Origin of the sequence: Shewanella mangrovi, assembly GCF_000753795.1 — a bacterium.
In the GTDB taxonomy this organism is placed as follows: domain Bacteria; phylum Pseudomonadota; class Gammaproteobacteria; order Enterobacterales; family Shewanellaceae; genus Shewanella; species Shewanella mangrovi.
The window spans coordinates 132682-150460 of record NZ_JPEO01000007.1 but is presented as its reverse complement, the minus strand read 5'-3'; the positions used below and the strand labels follow the sequence as shown (position 1 = coordinate 150460).

Sequence of the window (17779 nt, the reverse complement as noted above, 5' to 3'; positions counted from 1 at the left end):
TTTGGTGGTAAATGGCCATTTTCAGACATTCTTACTTGACCTTGCCGCAATAGATGGTTATTTTCTGAACGGTTTCCATTAGTTGTAGAGGTAGGTTGTTAGGTGTCTTTATCTTGTCCCACACGTCGTCAATTACTCAAAGGCCTAGGTGGCGCGGCATTAATGTCGCTGGTTCCCGCTGAAGCTTTTGCTAGTCGCTCAACGAAAGGAAGTCGTTTTTTGAGTTTCTATAATATCCATACCGGAGAGCACCAGCAGGGCGTTTATTGGGAAGAGGGCGCGTATTTAGGTGAGACTCTGGAGTCGTTCAATCATCTGATGCGTGATCATCGACAAAATATTGAAGCACCTATGGATAAACGTGTTTTTGATATCATCTATAAACTGCAGCAAAAGCTCGCCACCGATAAAGAAGTGCATGTCATTTCTGGCTATCGTTCGCCTAAGACCAACGCCATGTTGGCTGCGCATAGCAACGGTGTTGCAAAGAAAAGCTTTCATATGAAAGGAATGGCGGTCGATTTGTGCATTCCGGGGGTGCCACTTAAGGATGTGCGCCACGCCGCCCTTGAGTTAAAGCTTGGTGGTGTTGGGTATTACCCAAAATCTGGTTTTGTACATGTTGACTGCGGACCGGTTCGCCGCTGGTAGTTAACGGTTTAATTGTTGTTGCTGCGCATTGGTTGTGTTAATATCCGCGCGCATTTTGCACTGGTTACCGTTGGTCGAAAATGGTAGCCCCTATTTATCTAATTGATTGAGAGTATTGTTATGTCTTATACAATTCCAGCCGCTATCCGCACGGAGATCGGGAAAGGTTCGAGCCGCCGCCTGCGTCGTGAGGGTAAAGTTCCAGGTGTTATCTATGGTACTGGTAAAGAGCCTGTATCAATTGTGTTTGATCACAAAGATATCATCAACGTTCAAACTAACGACGACTTCTACTCTAGCGTTCTGACTATCGTTCTGGACGGTAAAGAAGTGCCTGTACGTGCTCAAGCTATGCAGCGTCACGTTTACAAGCCAGTTATTGAACACGTTGATTTTGTATACGCTTAATAGCTAAGTGTTCAAAATGAAAAAGCGCCTTAGGGCGCTTTTTTTGTGTCCCCAGAGAGACGATATTTAGTTATCAATATCAAAGGTGTAATAGATATCAAGCGATTGGCCAATCGCGCTGGAGACGGACTCCAGATACAACTGTGATAACAGATAGTACCGCACTGTGACTTCATAGCCTGGAGTGAATACTCCAACACCATACTTCAGCATCAAATCTTTGCCAATATAACCACTGATGGCGACTTTACCTTCGTTGTCGGTATCAAGCTGGACGTTATTAAAGCCAAACATTTCCACCAAACCAGCAGCAGTATTGCTGATGTTGCCCATGGCTGAGCCGCCACCGCTGAATTGGCTGCCGAGAGAAATCGCTGCGCCGATCATCATGCTGCTGTTGTCACTACTGCTATCGTAGCCTTTACCCTGCAAAATGTAGGATAGGATTTCGGCCTGCTCTTTCGGTGGGTTAGAAAATAGTGTTACCTCGGGTTTCAGCGCATTGCCCGTAATGCGCACCCCTGCCACCATATCTTCGTCTTTGATTTCTCGAATCGCTTCAATATTCAATGTAGGGACTTGTGGTGGGCCAATAAACTGCAGCTCACCCCGAGAGATCGTCAGCGTCTGGCTCATAAACTTATAGGTGCCTTCCTTAAGATTTATATTGCCGTAGATTTGGACTGGCTTGCCCACTTGCTGCTGCAGGTTTAAGGTGCCGCTGAGCATGGCTTTTAACCCGTAGCCATCAATTTTCAACTTGTCACCGATATTGATGCCAATATCGGCCGTAACTGGCGTACTCGCTTGCTGAGCTATCTGTTCGGCTTGAGTGTCATCAAATACGACGTCTTGCGATACACTAACGCCGCCAGCAGGAAGTTGCGTAATGGTAATTGAGCCCGTTGGAATATCGACATTGCCGCTGATATGAATAGTGTCGCCAAGGGCTATTTGGAGATCGGGTGACACGTTTAAAATTGCTAACGGCGGCTGAATAACGGTGAGCTTATTGCCTTTTACATAGATGTTGCCTTCGGCCTTGCCATTTGGCCAACGAATGTCACCGGTTACCGCCGCTCTACCTTTACCCATTTGCCAGTCGCCCGCTAACTGAACATGTTGGCCGTCAAAATCAGCGTTAAGCAGCAACTCATCAATCTTAGTCGGATTATTGCTCAACACTAGTGCGGCTTGGGTAAGCGCTGCATTACCGTGAATTAAAGGTTCGGCAAGAGTTCCTGACAGCATGATGTTTGAGCTAAGCAAACCTTCGAGCGTTTGAAACTGGGGGATTACTTGCTCAAAAAACTTCAGGTTAAACCGATTAACGTTGATCTGCCCACTTAGCTGATGGCGCGGATCTGTGCTGATATCGACATTAGCATCAACTTTCACTAACTCGCCCGCATCTAATGACACATCGCTGTGGAAGCTATCTGCAGTTAATGTGGCCAAAATACTGCCAGCTTGATAGTTAACGGTCTCGCTGTTTTTCGTTTGCTGAGTAAATGTGACTGTGCCAGCGTCAAAGTTAAGGGCGATATCCGCAGTTGGCTTAGCATTTAACGGCAAATCGATCAGAGCACGCATGCTGGCTGAACCTTGCCAATTAATGCCATTGGGTAAAAATGCCGCTAATGCTTTGCTAGGTTGGCCTTGATAGTTGATATCCAGTTTAGGTTGCTGCAAATCCACCTGGTTACGCAGACAGAGTTGATTGTCTATCGCGCTCAAGCAAAAGGGAGTCACACTGCCGGCTTTGGAAGATTGCGCCCATTCAACTGTAATTGGCTGGTCGAGCGACCAATGACCCGCATTTCCACTCGTTTCCAGTTGGTTTATTGCTAAGGCGAGCGCTTGGGTGGACGTGTCATACTGATTATGTCCGGTGAGTGTAACGCTATTTTCACCCGCTAAGCTGAGCATAAACTGCTGCTTACTAAGATTACCGCTTAGCTCGCCTTGTAGACGTCCTAACAGCCTTCGTTGCAGACTGATGTGACCGCTGTTTAGTGCTAATTCAAATTGGTGCTGCTGCAGCGGTTGATAGTGCCCCGCAATTGTTAGTGCCTCGATTTTGTAACCTTGCCAGCCAGCCGCAAGAAGTTTGCCATCTACCTTAACTCGCGGCTGCTGTGCATCACCATCGACCGATAAATTGGCATTGAGATTGCCGTAACCCTTTGGCAACCATTGCGCGAGATCAGGCACTTTTAGCTCGCCCTCAAGATCCCAAGATTCGCCAGCATTGCCTTTAACAAAGAATCGACTGTTAAGGGCAGTCAGCGTCAATCCATCAGAATGAAGGGTAAAACCGTCGCTGGCATTAACATTACCTTGTAATGCAAACGGCAGTTGATCGGCACTGCCAGTGAGGGCGATATTCTCTAAGGCAATACGCCAATGGCCTTGCTGGTATTGGCCGCTGCTCGTGATTGGTCCAGCAATATTACTGTCTGGTAGACGAAACGCTGATGCGGTTGAAGCCTGTGAGAGGGGCGTTTTTCCGGTTTGTGTAACCAGATTAATTGCCCCGAGATTGAGGTCAGCTACTTGGGCATCTAACTGCCAATTAAGCCCTTTAGCATAATTTAGTAAGCCATTAAATGTGACATTACCCGCTGACGTTTCAACATTGAGGTTATCTAAATCAAGTTGCTGCTGTTGGTGATGAACTGTGCCGTTAAGCGTGACGGCTTCCACGAACGGTGTAAACAGCGTGCCATTAAGCGTGGCCTGTTGCGCCGCTAAAGATCCCTGACTGGTTAATGTTAACGCCTCGGTACGATATTGCGGTTGATTAAATGGCCACTGTAGCTGACCATGATTGATGTTAATTTGATAGGGCAGTGCTGGATCGCTTAGTGCAATCTCAGCATCGAGTTCGGCATTTTGGGTGCCGCTGAGGAACGCTGTTAAGGAGAGTTTAGCCATATCCCCCTGCAGCGACAGCTGTGCATCTTGCACGATTTTTTCATCGCTTCCTGGCAGTTGTTCCATGGCAATTTGCGCTTGTAGCTTTGCCGGGTAATTTGCCGTTAAATCGGCGCTGCCTTTTACCGAGATGGCGCCAAAGCGATGTACCAAGGTCAGTTGCGCCACGTCTAGGTGACTTCTATTGATCTGTCCCAATAATACCAATAGCGGAAACTGCTCTTTAGTATCGGCTAGCTCAAGCGTGGTTCCTTCTAAACGCGCCATCTTCACTTGAATAGGAAAGGGGACAGCCACAGTCGGTAAGTTCGCTAATGGCCAAGTGTCATCGTCATTCGCCGATTTATCAGCGCTGCCGGGGGCTAACATTAGTTCGCGGCCGACTAATCGCTGGACAATGATGCCTTGTTGACCCCAGTCGGCATTAATATCGATAGATTCTGCTTGGTAGCGCATTTTATTGATTTTGATATCAATAGTATTCAAGTTAGCGTTGCCTAAGCTAATCTTAAACGGCAGCGCAAAGTTGGACTGTTCAAGCTCGTCTTTCGCTTTCTGTTTGGTATCGTCAACTTGATTATTATCATACGTTTGAATGGCAACATTAATCTCGTCAGCGTGCAAGGCATCGACGCAAACTTCAGCTTTAAGTAAGCACCGTGGACGCCAATCAAATTCGGCTTTGGCGAGTTTGATATCAATGTTGTTATTTTGCCATCGAATATTTTCAAGTGATAAATGACTGTTGAGTGAGCCACTTCGATACTGCAGCGTTAATCCGGGAACCCATTGATTTGCCAACTTGACAGTAACATTGCTGCCAAAAGGTGTAGCGACAAGCAAGGCTATTATCAGTAGTAACAATAGCGGCACGTAAATTAGGCTGCGTACGGTATTTTTAAGCCAACGACGTACGCGTAAACCAACGGTGTTATGCGTATCGTTTCTGTCTTGAGGTGGTATGGAGGACTGTTTGGTCATAGCTCAGTCCCCATCGTTAAGTGAATACGCCAAGTGCTGTAATCGACTTGAGGATCTTTTACACCAAATCCCACATCTAATTTGACCGGTCCGAGCGGAGAAATCCAATGTACACCGCCCCCTACCGATACAACCGGATCAAGCTGGCCGGCATCAAACGCATTACCACCATCCACAAACGCTGCAACACGCCAAGTGGGGGTGACGTAATATTGATACTCTAGGCTGCCAACAGCAAGGTAACGGCCACCGACAACTTGCCGAGCCAGTACGCCGTCATCATTGGTATATTCAATGTAAGGACCGAGTTCTTGGTAGCTGAAACCGCGGATGCTTTGATCACCGCCGGCAAAATAGCGCAGCGATGGCGGGATCTCAGCTAGCTCGCCGCTAGCGGTAAGGTTTACGCCCAAATCGAGGCGCGAGACAAAGCGATGTTTTTCAAAGAAGGTATCTATCCACTTTAACTGCGCCTTTAACCTCGTAAGTCGGATATCAGAGCCTAATATTGGGTCTGTATATTCAACGCTGTAGAGCTGACGGTAACCCGCTTTAGGATCGAGCGTATTATCGCTACGTACTGTTTTGCTGATACTACTGCCTAACATCACGAACATAGGATCATAGGCTTCGCCCGATTGGTTGTAGCTTTCCTGCAGGCCATTAACATAGTAAGAGAACAACCAACCGCTAATGCGCTTATTACGGGCAACGCCCAATATCTTTTTGCGGGATTCTAGCTGCCCTGAATTCGTAAATTCACCACGTTCTTCATCAAACGTCTGGTTTACGCCATAACTGTCCCACAACATACCAGCTTTGATCTGTAGCTGATCATTTAGTGGGTGTGATAGCGGGATCGTATAGGTAAACAACGCCTTAGGGCGTTCAGGCGTCCATTCCAAACTGGTTTCCTGCGAGTGGCCATGGCGATTGACTTGAGGCGTTTTCCAGATCAATTTGACGCGAGGTTCTACCTCTTTTTGACTGCTATTACCGATATCGGCACCTAAACCAATTTGAAATGAATGTGCAGGCTTGGGGGTTAACTCGGCTTTCACAGGGACTTGTCCATCTGTGAGTTTATCTATCTGCGGTAGTACTTTTATTGAAGCGAAATAGCCGGTATCAAGCAGTTGTTGGTTCAATGCGGCAATTCGGCGGGTATTGTATTTAGCATGTGCTCTGAACGGAATTAGCTTATCTAATAACTCCGGCGCTAGCGTTGAGCCTGAAAACGTAATATCGCCAAAGCGATAGCGCTTGCCAGAGTTAAATATCAAGTTAATCTGTGCCGTGTTGAGATCGCGATTTACGCGGATTTCTGCTCGTTCATATTCACCATCAAAATAACCGCGAGCGAACGCAATGGCTGATAGCTGTGACTTCATTTGCTCGTAGTCACCATGGTTGAGTTTATCGCCAGGCTTTAGTGCTACTGAATTTAACCAGCGATTAAACACTGGGTCATCTAACATCTCCCCGTGAATACGCACGTTGATCCATTGCAGATGCGTTACTTCTCCGGGGGTAATGTCGAGTTGTAGTTGCCAGGGACCTTGTTCTGTCTGCGCTAAATCCTGTTTGAATTTACCGTGGTAATACCCCAATGATTCAAGCGCACTGGTAATGCTGTCATCAACATTAAACAGATAGGCGTCGCGCTGCGCATCCGTGACCGGATCGTCGCCCAAATAGGCTTGGATGTTACGCTTTAATGCGCCTTCAACGCCGTTGATTTTGACTTTTAGCAACGGCTTATCATCGGCCATAGCGGATAACGAAAAGCTGCTAAAGCTACATAGGCAGAATAGGGGGAACGCGGCTAGGGCATGTTTAACAGACAAATGTAATAACCGTGGTTTACAAGAGCTTCCTTAAACTAATTGTGAACCCTAGCGCTACATACAGGCAAGGGACAGATTGTAATTGGCTATGAAAATCGCTACAAAAGGACGTCTGTTAACAAGGAAGCAATAAAATGAAAACCAAAATAAAAACTGCTGCTTTAGCACTTGCGCTATTTTCGCCCTGTTTTGCCTCTTCAGCCGCCGAAGCGCCGTTTGCAATCGTGATTCATGGTGGTGCTGGCACGATATCCAAAGCCAATTTAACCGATGAACAGATTAAAGAATATAAAGCCAAGTTAGCCGAGGCAGTGAATGCTGGCTACGAAGTTTTAGATGACGGTGGTACTAGCCTCGACGCCATTCAAAAGGCGATAAATATTCTTGAGTCGAGTCCGCTGTTTAATGCCGGGAAAGGCGCGGTATACACTTGGGATGGTAAGCATGAAATGGATGCTTCAGTCATGGATGGAAGCACCATGAATGCTGGTACCGTCGCTGGCGTAAGTCATATCGAGCATCCTATTGATCTGGCGCGAGCCGTGATGGAAAAATCGGAGCATGTGATGCTTTCCGGCAGCGGTGCGGAAGAATTTGCATTAACTCAAGGGTTTAAATTGGTGCCCGCTAATAGCTTCGATACCGACCATCGCTACCAGCAGTTATTAAAGGCAAAGGCTAAAATCACAGCCGCAGAGCAACATGATTACCAAGCTAAAATCGATCCGCTCGATTTAGACTATAAATTCGGCACTGTTGGCGCGGTGGCGCTGGATAAATCGGGTAATCTTGCTGCCGCAACTTCCACCGGTGGTATGACGGCAAAACGTTATGGTCGCATTGGTGATTCGCCGATTATTGGCGCCGGCACCTACGCTGAAAATGGTGTTTGCGCGGTGTCGGCAACCGGTCACGGCGAATACTTCATTCGCTATCACGTCACCGGCGATATTTGTGCTCGGGTGAAATATCAGCACAAATCCATTATTGAAGCGGCTGATGAAGTCATCAATAGCCGCTTGATTAAAGCGGGTGGCACCGGTGGTGTGATTGCAGTCGATCAACGCGGCAATATCGCTACGCTGTTTAATACAGAAGGCATGTATCGCGCTAGTCGCAAGAATGGTGAGAAGCCGGTCGTGATGATCTGGCGTGAGGAATAACTCTGCCAGGCTAACGCCAAGCGATAAATTCTAAGCTTTATCAATAATTGCCGACTACACTTTTAGTTGAGACATTGGATTTCTTTGGGGGAAACATGGACTCACTAAGAGTAGAAGACTTTATGGATCGATTTCCGGTTAAGCTATCTGCCGAAATGACGATTGCACAAGCCGTGGAATTACTGTTAAAAGAACATAAGCCGGGAGCACCTGTTGTGGCACCGAATGGCCATCTGGTTGGTTTTTTATCTCAACAAGATTGCATGGGGGCCATGTTAAAGAGCAGCTATTACTGTGATTTAACTGATTTGGTCAAAGATCGGATGCGCACCGATGTGTTAAGTGTGTCACCCGATCACAGTATTTTGTTGCTGGCAGAACAAATGCTGGGACAAAAACCTAAAATTTACCCAGTGGTTGAGCATGGTCAGGTGATAGGGGTGATTGATCGCTATAACGTTTTATCTGCAATAAACGGCTATATGAAACAATGTTATATGGCGCCAGCATAGGCATTTTTTACACTATGTAATTGGTGCTCATCTGTATTCAAAACGGCGTATCCTTGGTAGGATCGCCGTTTTCGTTTTTACTGGATGTTGAGTTTTGAACGCCAAGTTGTCTCCTCTGTCTCGCGAATATCTAGCCCGTTGTTATCAGCCGGATGCGGCCCGCATTCGTCGCGAGCTGTTCAAATCAAAATCGCTGCAAGATGCCACTAAAAAAGCTGAGTTACTGGCCAAGTTAACCGAGCGCGCAGAAGCGGCGTTTGAAAAATCCAATCAGCGCATGGCGTCACGGCCGACGGTGAGCTATCCCGACGAACTGCCGGTATCGCAAAAGCGCGATGAAATCGCTTCGGCCATCATCAATAACCAAGTGGTGATTGTGGCGGGCGAGACCGGCTCTGGTAAAACGACCCAGTTACCGAAAATCTGTTTGGATCTTGGCCTCGGTGCCCGTGGTTTGATTGGGCATACCCAACCGCGGCGTTTGGCGGCTCGCAGTGTGGCAAGCCGCGTAGCCGAAGAGCTGCAATCTGAGCTTGGCCAAACCGTCGGCTTTAAGGTGCGTTTTGCCGATGCGATTGCGCCAGATTCCTACATCAAGCTGATGACCGACGGGATTTTGCTGGCGGAACTCTCAAACGACAAATGGCTGTCGCAGTACGAATGTTTGATTATCGATGAAGCGCACGAGCGCAGTTTGAACATCGACTTCATTCTTGGCTACATGAAAGAGATCCTGCCAAAACGCCCCGATCTCAAACTGATCATCACCTCGGCCACCATCGATGTGGATCGCTTCTCCAAGCATTTTAACGATGCGCCAGTGATTGAAGTGAGTGGCCGTACTTATCCGGTTGAAACTCGCTATCGGCCATTGCTGCAAGACGATGATGACGATTTGGATTTGATGGAAGGCATCTTCAAAGCGGTCGATGAACTGTGCGCGGAAGGCCCCGGCGATATTTTGGTGTTCCTCAACGGTGAGCGTGAAATTCGCGATGTGGCGGATCAGCTTAATCGCCGCCAACTGCGTGATACCGAAGTGTTGCCGTTGTATGCGCGCCTATCTTATGGCGAGCAATCGAAAGTGTTTAAATCGCACATCGGCCGCCGTATTGTGCTGGCCACCAACGTGGCGGAAACCTCATTAACTGTGCCGGGCATTCGTTATGTGATTGACCCAGGTACCGCGCGCATCAGTCGTTATAGCTATCGCACTAAGGTGCAGCGCTTGCCGATTGAGCCGATTTCTCAAGCCAGTGCTAACCAGCGCCAAGGCCGTTGTGGTCGTGTTGGCCCCGGCATCTGTATTCGGTTGTATGACGAGCTCGATTTCAACAATCGCCCTGAGTTTACCGATCCTGAAATTCTGCGTACCAACTTGGCCTCAGTCATTTTGCAGATGTTGTCGATTGGCCTCGGTGACATTGGCGCGTTTCCATTTATTCAGCCGCCGGATGAGCGCAATATTCGCGACGGCTTTTTGCTGCTGGAAGAGCTGCAAGCGGTTGGGCGTCACAAAGGCCAGTTAAAACTCACCAAACTCGGTCAACAACTGGCGAGCATTCCGGTCGATCCGCGTTTAGCGCGAATGGTGCTAGAAGCCAACAAGCTCGGCAGTTTGCATGAGGTGATGGTGGTTGTGGCGGCGTTGTCTATTCAAGATCCGCGTGAACGCCCGATTGAGAAACAACAAGCGGCGGATGAATCCCATCGCCGCTTTGCCGATAAAAAATCGGATTTTGTGGCATTGTTGAATCTGTGGAATTACCTCAAAGAGCAGCAACAAGCGCTGTCTGGCAGTCAGTTCCGCAAACAGGTGAAACAGGAGTTTTTGGCGTATCTGCGCATTCGTGAATGGCAAGATTTGTACGCCCAGCTGCGCCAAAGTGTGCATGACTTGAAATGGCGCTTGAACAGCGAGCCCGCTAATTACGAACAGCTGCATCAAGCGCTGCTGTCTGGCTTGCTCAGTCAAATCGGCTTTAAAGACGCCAACAACGAATACCTCGGTACCCGCAATCGCCGCTTCTTTATCTTCCCCGGTTCACCGCTGGCGAAGAAAGGCCCGAAATGGTTGATGGCGGCCGAGCTGACCGAAACCTCGCGGCTGTTTGCTCGCAGTGTGGCGTCGATTGAGCCAGAATGGCTTGAGCATCTCGGCGCGCATTTGATCAAGAAGCAGCATAACGAACCCCATTTTGAAGCCAAGCAGGGCGCGGTGATCGCCTTTGAAAACCAAGTGCTGTATGGCCTCACGGTAGTGAATCGCCGCCGGGTGCAGTTTGGCCCCATTGATCCTGTGTTGGCGCGTGAAATCTTTATTCGTAGCGGCTTAGCCGAAGGGCAACTCAAGCTGCGCGATAAGTTCTTCAGCAGCAATTTACAGCTGTTGGAAGAGGTGGAAACGCTGGAGCATAAATCTCGCCGCCGCGATATTTTGGTGGATGAGGATGTGCTGTTTGCTTTCTACGACGAACGGGTGCCAGAAGGTATCTACAACCTGCCGCTGTTTAATCGCTGGTGGCGTAAAGCCAGCCGCGAAACGCCGGAGCTATTGAACTTCGACCGTGACTTGCTGATGCAGCGGGATGACACCCATGTGTCAGCGCTCGATTTCCCTGATGTATGGCAGCAACACAATCTGCGTTTACCGCTGAGTTACCGTTTTGAGCCGGGCGAAGAGGACGATGGCGTATCGCTGCACATTCCGGTGGCGCTGCTCAACCAAGTGGAAGATAAAGATTTTGACTGGTTGGTGCCGGGGCTCAGAGAAGAGAAATGCGTCGCGCTGATTCGTGCGTTGCCAAAACCGCTTCGCCGTAACTTTGTGCCGGCGCCGGATTATGCCAAAGCCTGCGTGCAAGCGATGGAGCCGTTTGAGAAATCTTTGCTCGACGCGCTCAGTTACCGTTTGCTGCGCATGAGTGGCACCAAAGTGGCGGCAGAAGATTACGATATCGCCAGCATTCCTGTGCATCTGCGAATGAATTTCAAGGTGGAAGACGATAAAGGCAAATTGATTGCCCAAAGTCGCGATCTTGATGGCCTTAAAGCCAAGCTGCAAGGCCAAGTGAAAACCGCTATTCGCCAAGTGGCCGATAAAGGCATTGAGCAGGAAGCGATTACCGAATGGAGCTTTGGCGATCTGCCGAGCGAATATCAGCGTAGCCGCGGCAACTATCAAGTGAAAGCTTATCCGGCGCTGGTGGACGAGGGCAAAGATGTTGCTATCAAATTGTTTGATGATGAGCAGCAAGCCAATAAACAGCACCGCCAAGGCGTGCGTAAACTGCTGCTGATCAACATTCCATCGCCAGTGAAACACCTGCAACAAGCGCTGCCAAACAAAGCCAAATTGGCGATGTACTTTAACCCGTTTGGCCAAGTGCAGTTGCTGATTGATGACATTATCAATGCCGCGATTCAGCAGATTTTGGATCAGCAAGCGCTGGATGTGCGCTCGCCTGAACAGTTTGAGGCGGCGCGGGATGCGGTGCGGCAAGATTTGAACAGTGCCGCGGAGCAGATTTCACTGAAAGTGGAAGCGATTTTGACTGCGCATCAGCGCATTCGTAAGCGCTTAAAAGGCAAGATCAGTTTTGAAATCGCCTTTGCCATGAGTGATATTCAAGCCCATCTCGACAGCTTAGTGTTTAAAGGCTTTGTGGAGGCGACCGGTTGGCAAAAGCTGGATGACATTATTCGCTACCTGAAAGCGATTGAAATGCGCTTAGACAAACTGCCGGTGGATCCGAACCGTGACAAGTTGCATCTGCTCAGCATTCAAAATGTCACCGAAGAGTACAAAGCAACGCTGGCGAAACTGCCTAAATCCTTGCCGGTACCAGATGAACTCGCCAACGTGCGTTGGATGATTGAAGAATATCGCGTCAGCTGTTTCGCTCAAACCTTAGGCACAGCATATCCAATCTCAGAAAAACGGATTTTGAATCAGTTACGAGATTTCTAAAACTTAAAAAACAGCGCCTTCGGCGCTGTTTTTGTTTGTCTTACTCGTATTAACGACAAAAGCCATTAAGTACCTCCTCAGATGGTTAATCTCAACGTGCTGTAATTTCGCTAATGTTACAGACTAAAGCTGCAGAGTACCGTTATCTAAGCTCTCAATTAATGAGAAGCAAGAAGGCGCTGTTTATGCTGTTCAGCACAGGCGCTAGATACAATGATTAACAGTTTTCATCACCTAAATCCCTTATGATTTTGCGCTAATTTTAGCGTTTCGAATCGTTGGCATTGGCGTGCAGGACATGACGATTTGCACGCTATAACAATCAATGATTGCTAAGAAATGAGGTGTGTTGGCTGATGAAAATGATGAGAAAACTAGGCGAATTATCTACCATTGTCGCAAATCCACGATTACGACGTTGTGATACTAAATACTTATTTATTTTCAGTCATATGCGTAGTCGTTCTACCGTGCTTTCTCATATTTTGGGCAGCCATGAGCAAATATGTGGTTACAGTGAGCAGCATCGCTCTTACCTTGCTCCTCGTGACTTTCAATTTATGCGTGCCAGTCTTTATCAAGACTTAAAAGGTGACTTTGAAGGGAAGTATCTATTAGATAAATTGCTGCACAATCGGCAGCAGGTATGTAGCTCGCTATTGCAGCGCGTCGAGCACAAACTGATATTCTTACTGCGCGATCCCCGTAAAAGTATTAGCAGTAATGTTAAGTTGGGACAGGCCAAGGGACGAGGTTGGTTTCAGAGTGTGGATAAGGTGACTGACTACTATTGTGAAAGGTTACTGCAGCTCGAACGTTATGCCGAACAGTTCGATGGGCGTTATTTTTTTATCGAATCAGAACAGCTCGTTGAACGCACTGAACCGCTGTTGGCAGACCTAAGTGACTGGCTAGCATTGCCTAGCCCGCTGGGGAATCGCTATAACAAGTTTAATAATACCGGCCGCCCTCGTTATGGTGATTCCAGTGACAACATCAATACCGGTAAGGTGGTTAAAACACTGCCACATGATGAAATTGAAATCCCAGCCTCGCTGCTTGAAAAGGCTGAGAGTGCCTACCTGCGCTGCTACGCTAAGCTGAGCGCGGGTTGTGTCTAAAAAGAAAGGCTCCCGAGGGAGCCTTTGTTACTTAACGTTTGCTATTAAGCAGTTTTTCTACGTAACCACACTAATGGCATCAACAGCAGAGACATCCAACCCAACGCACCGCCGCTATTTGGCGTTTCGTACACGTTGACGGTCACAACATCCGTTTTGCTGTTGCCATGTGGATCTGACACAGTCACTTGGAAGGTAAGGATTTCACCGGCGTCATCAACATCAGGAGCTTCTGGGCTGATAGACGATGCAGTTGCATCAAAGCTCACAGGTGTACCTGCAAGTTGTACCCACTTGAAGGTCAACTCGTCAGCGTTTGCATCGCTACTGCCTGAAGCGTCTAAGGTGAAAGTTTCACGTTCACCAACTTCAGCAGGGCCCTCAATCACCAGTTCAGGCGCGACTTCTGCAACGCTGAAGCTGTAATCTTGCGAGATACTTTCTGCGTTTGCTGAGTCAACAATGTTGTTGATTGACATTGTGTAGTCGCCCGCTTGACGAGGAATAAAGTCAAACGTTGCCGCTGTCGCAACAGCATGCGGCGCTTGGGTGATTGTCCACGCTACACTACCTTCACTGATTTCACCACCGTCAGAAACGTTAGCGGCTTCTTGACCCATAGGCAGCAGTGCGTTGATGGTGTAGGTACGTGCGACATCGCTACGGTTTGCCGCAATCGGCATACTGATAGTATGTGTAACACCCGGCGCCAATTCTCCAGCGAGACTTGCCGTTGACGGCAGGACAACATCATCCTCTACACGGGTCAACACCACTGGAATAGACACATCATCTGCTGTTTCGTCAGTGCTGCTCAGTACCAGCATGGCGTAGCTTTCATCACCTACGGTGAAGCTATCGTCCCACGTATAAGCCAGTGAGAAGTCAGTGTTATCACCGCTTAGGTCAACACTGAAGTTATCATCAGCCTCGTCAGTGACGATAGTCGTCTTCAAGGTGAATGGATCTTGAGCAGTAGCTGATGACGCTTGATAGCTTTGTACGAAGATGTAGTAATCACCTGGGATTGGATTAGTGATACTGACACTTTCATCTGAGCCAGCGTGTAATGAATAACCCGCGTAGCCATCTAAAGAGCCATCACCATCAACATCTACCATTACCCACAGATCTAGGTCAGGCGCAACATCGCTGCTCAGCTTAGTGACAAACATCTGCGCATTTTCTGGTACGCGGTAGCCGACATAGTCAACGCCATCACTCAGGTCGTCCAAGAAGTCTGATACATCAGAATCTTGTCCAACGGTTGATTGATAGATATCAGCCTTGTTCAAACCGGAAACGGACGCTTGTACACCGGTCAGATCCAGATGTTTAAGGCCGGTAGTGACGAATTGATCCTTGTCACGTCCTGCCTCGATTGAGATTTGTGCTGGCAGGTTACTACGTGCAGACATTACCGCAATTGGCATTCTCGCCGCTGGGTAATCATCCGAGGTCAGTTCTAGCTGGCCAAACGCGTAAGTGCTGGTATCGGCCAAATCAGACACGTCAGCGGTAATGGTCAGGGTTTGTGATTCACCAGCAGCCAGTGTGAAAGTGGCAGGGGTGACGGTTAACGCTAATCCAGAATCCGCGTCAATTGCAGCGCTAGATGCCGCCCAAGTACCCGCACCTGTCGCAGTGACTGTACGTGTCCAACTACAAGTTGTTACACAAGTTGAGTCAGTCATGCTCGGAATGTTCAGGGTGCGAGGATCACCACCTAAGTCAGGATCCGCATCGACGTAGTTATCATCGGCTTCATCCATGACCAAACCAGTCTCAGCTGCTAGATCAACGCGAATACGACCCGCGCCAACGTCAAACTCATCAGCAGGTGTTGTTGCATCCGCTTTGGTCATCGCTTGTGCTGTGGTTGCCGTCAGCATTAATGCGGAACGAATATTATCTGGTGTCCAGTCAGGATGTGCTGACTTCAACAGGGCACCCGCACCAGCAACATGCGGTGTTGCCATAGAGGTACCAGACATCAGGGTGAAGTCTGATGGAGCAGGACCTGTGACATCATGACCGTAATGTTGATCCGCTTGTGCTGCGTAGATATCTACACCAGGAGCCGCAATAGAAGGTGTCATGACATCGATGTAGCTGTTAGGACCAAGCAAGGAGAAGCTTGCCAATACATCGCCTTGACCTTCGGCTGTGATGACTTTGGCACTCAGGGTTGCTGATTGCTCTCCGTTTGCATCAATCGATGCTTTAATGGCTGCGCCATCTGTGTTGCCCAAGAATACTGCAGGGATGGTGGAATCTTCTAGACCTGCCATAGTCAGACGAGAATCATCACCGTCAGCATTAAAGACGATAACGCCTACAGCGCCCGCATCAGCAGCATTGCCAACCTTGGTCGCGAAGTTACAGCTACCCCGTTGGATCAGCGCTAATTTGCCGCTGAATGCATCAGCTGGGAATGCTGCGCAACCATCAAGGTCGTCAGCAACGTAGGTTACTGGCGCAGTAATGTCTTCAGCAATCGCCGGACCACTACCTACAGTATACAAATAGCTTTCACCAGCAAATGATACAGCACTGCCGATTTCACGAGGATGCGTGGAAGCCGCTACTGCAGTGTACCAAGGTGCACTCTTGCTGGTGGTATATGGGCCTTGATCGCCATTGCCTGCGGCAACGGCAGCGAAAATGCCAGCATCACGGGCTGCGAGGAAGCCCATTTCAGTGGCGCTGTCCCACGGGTTACCGCCACCACTAATTGAGTAGTTGATGACATCAACACCATCAGCAACAGCGTCATCCAATGCTTTCAAAATAGCCGAGGTTGGACAACCTGCGTAAGTGTCATCAGTGTCACCGGGAGAACAAATTTGATAAGCGACAATGTTGGCATGAGGCGCGATACCCGCAACGCGATCGAATACTAGATCGGTCACAATACCATCGCTTTCTTCTTTACCTGGATCTGGCGTGACGTACGGCACACCAATCAGTACGTTACCCGCAGCGGTACTTGCGGTGTGAGAACCATGACCATTGTAGTCTTCACCATTCTTCGCTGGTGGAGTATCACCGAAAATAGCGGTGTCATCGTAATCGTCGGTAATGTCTTCGTAGCTGCGCACACCGATCAATTTATCGTTACACATGCTAGCGAAATCACCGGCACAATCACCTACGTAGACGCCTTGACCCCAAGGGTTGGTATGGTCATAGCCATCACCGCCGATATCGGCAAACGAAGGATGATCTGTGTTGATCCCAGTATCTAACACGCCCACGATAACGCCTTCACCCATGGCGGCAGTGCCAGTTGCAGTACCGTCCCATACTTTGTCGGCACCGACGAATGCAGGGCTGGAATCAGTGGCTAACTGATAAGAAGCCTCGCGTTCGACGTAGGCAACTTCAGGCAGTTGTGACAAGGTTTTTGCTTGCTCTGGGGTTAGTTCCGCAGAGAAGCCGTTGAACGCATAATGAAATTTTTCTTTGGCAATTACACGAACACCAGCGGCAGCAGCCATCATCATGACGTTGCTCTGCTTAGCATTCAAATATTGCACATAGGATTTCACTTTGGCCGAAGAAACATTCAGCTTGCCTTTGCCAGCGCTCTTAGCAACTGATGCTTTATCAAGTTTAGTGGCCGCGAGACCGCTGATGGAACCTGAATAACTCGCTACCGGAGAGTCAGCCAAACGTACGATATAGGTGTACTTTTTATTGGCTAATCCTGGTTCTTCGACAAATTTCAGTTTGCTGCTTTTACTACTCTGACCTTTAGCGGCAGGAGCAGCATGTTTAAGATTACTGGGGACTTGGATTGACGGGTTAAGGATAGGTGCCGCGACGGTATAACCACCGACACCCATCAAGGCTGCCGAAACAGCAATTGCGATTTTGTTTTTCAAGAGACTACTTCCTGTATAAGTTTTTATAGTGTCATTTTGTCCAAATACTCACCGCAGATATCGCCGAAGCGTCTAAAGAATTTTTGCGATGAACATTGATTTCTATCATCTTTCGCAAACTTTATGCAACAACTGCAACCTCATTTACATTTTTAACTATGTAACGATTTGTAAAGTATTTATGGGATAACTATCCGTAAGGTGCCGTTATAACGACTTATTGTGTTGATAGGCAGATTGTTGGTGGGTCAAAATGGCGATTTGATGTGGTGTGTGACTTTTTGATGTCAGTAACAATGTTA

The 17779-nt window shown here is 48.4% G+C and carries 9 protein-coding genes; 6 read left to right on the top strand and 3 right to left on the bottom strand.

Annotated elements, in window-relative coordinates:
- Positions 1 to 102: 102 nt before the first annotated feature.
- Positions 103 to 651 carry a peptidoglycan L,D-endopeptidase MepK gene (gene mepK / locus HR45_RS11340; RefSeq protein ID WP_037443027.1) on the top strand — a complete coding sequence of 183 codons (549 nt, stop codon included), beginning with the start codon at positions 103 to 105 and terminating at the stop codon, positions 649 to 651.
- Between the two features lie 120 nt (positions 652 to 771).
- Entirely contained in the window at positions 772 to 1059 is a 288-nt protein-coding gene (gene rplY, locus HR45_RS11335; protein WP_037443025.1) for a 50S ribosomal protein L25, read from the top strand.
- A gap of 66 nt (positions 1060 to 1125) precedes the next feature.
- Here rplY and tamB read toward each other — a convergent pair whose 3' ends face one another.
- Positions 1126 to 4977 (bottom strand): autotransporter assembly complex protein TamB, encoded by a 3852-nt coding sequence (gene tamB / locus HR45_RS11330; RefSeq protein ID WP_052074700.1) that lies wholly within the window; start codon positions 4975 to 4977, stop codon positions 1126 to 1128.
- Positions 4974 to 6749: an autotransporter assembly complex protein TamA gene (locus HR45_RS11325; RefSeq protein WP_081933463.1), complete on the bottom strand. Its 1776-nt coding sequence runs from the start codon at positions 6747 to 6749 to the stop codon at positions 4974 to 4976. Before HR45_RS11325 ends, tamB begins: the two co-directional genes overlap by 4 nt.
- 209 nt (positions 6750 to 6958) lie before the next feature.
- Between HR45_RS11325 and HR45_RS11320 the strand changes: the two genes are divergently transcribed.
- The 4 genes from HR45_RS11320 to HR45_RS11305 all read left to right on the top strand — a co-directional run bounded on the left by HR45_RS11320 (position 6959) and on the right by HR45_RS11305 (position 13590).
- The gene (locus tag HR45_RS11320) at positions 6959 to 7987 is read left to right on the top strand and encodes an isoaspartyl peptidase/L-asparaginase family protein (protein ID WP_037443021.1); all 1029 of its coding nucleotides are present in this window, start codon (positions 6959 to 6961) and stop codon (positions 7985 to 7987) included.
- A gap of 95 nt (positions 7988 to 8082) precedes the next feature.
- Positions 8083 to 8499 carry a CBS domain-containing protein gene (locus HR45_RS11315; protein WP_037443019.1) on the top strand — a complete coding sequence of 139 codons (417 nt, stop codon included), beginning with the start codon at positions 8083 to 8085 and terminating at the stop codon, positions 8497 to 8499.
- 94 nt (positions 8500 to 8593) lie between these two features.
- Positions 8594 to 12469 (top strand): ATP-dependent RNA helicase HrpA, encoded by a 3876-nt coding sequence (hrpA, locus tag HR45_RS11310; RefSeq protein WP_037443017.1) that lies wholly within the window; start codon positions 8594 to 8596, stop codon positions 12467 to 12469.
- Between the two features lie 362 nt (positions 12470 to 12831).
- The gene (locus HR45_RS11305; RefSeq protein ID WP_156104062.1) at positions 12832 to 13590 is read left to right on the top strand and encodes a sulfotransferase family protein; all 759 of its coding nucleotides are present in this window, start codon (positions 12832 to 12834) and stop codon (positions 13588 to 13590) included.
- A 44-nt stretch (positions 13591 to 13634) separates the two neighbouring features.
- Here HR45_RS11305 and HR45_RS19720 read toward each other — a convergent pair whose 3' ends face one another.
- Entirely contained in the window at positions 13635 to 17477 is a 3843-nt protein-coding gene (locus HR45_RS19720; RefSeq protein ID WP_037443013.1) for a S8 family serine peptidase, read from the bottom strand.
- Between the last annotated feature and the right edge of the window lie 302 nt (positions 17478 to 17779).

Coding starts and splice junctions, on each gene's coding strand:
- tamB (WP_052074700.1), bottom strand. CDS start 4,977: ATGACCAAACAGTCCTCCATACCACCTCAAGACAGAAACGATACGCAT.
- HR45_RS11320 (WP_037443021.1), top strand. CDS start 6,959: ATGAAAACCAAAATAAAAACTGCTGCTTTAGCACTTGCGCTATTTTCG.
- HR45_RS11305 (WP_156104062.1), top strand. CDS start 12,832: ATGATGAGAAAACTAGGCGAATTATCTACCATTGTCGCAAATCCACGA.
- HR45_RS11315 (WP_037443019.1), top strand. CDS start 8,083: ATGGACTCACTAAGAGTAGAAGACTTTATGGATCGATTTCCGGTTAAG.
- HR45_RS11325 (WP_081933463.1), bottom strand. CDS start 6,749: ATGGCCGATGATAAGCCGTTGCTAAAAGTCAAAATCAACGGCGTTGAA.
- rplY (WP_037443025.1), top strand. CDS start 772: ATGTCTTATACAATTCCAGCCGCTATCCGCACGGAGATCGGGAAAGGT.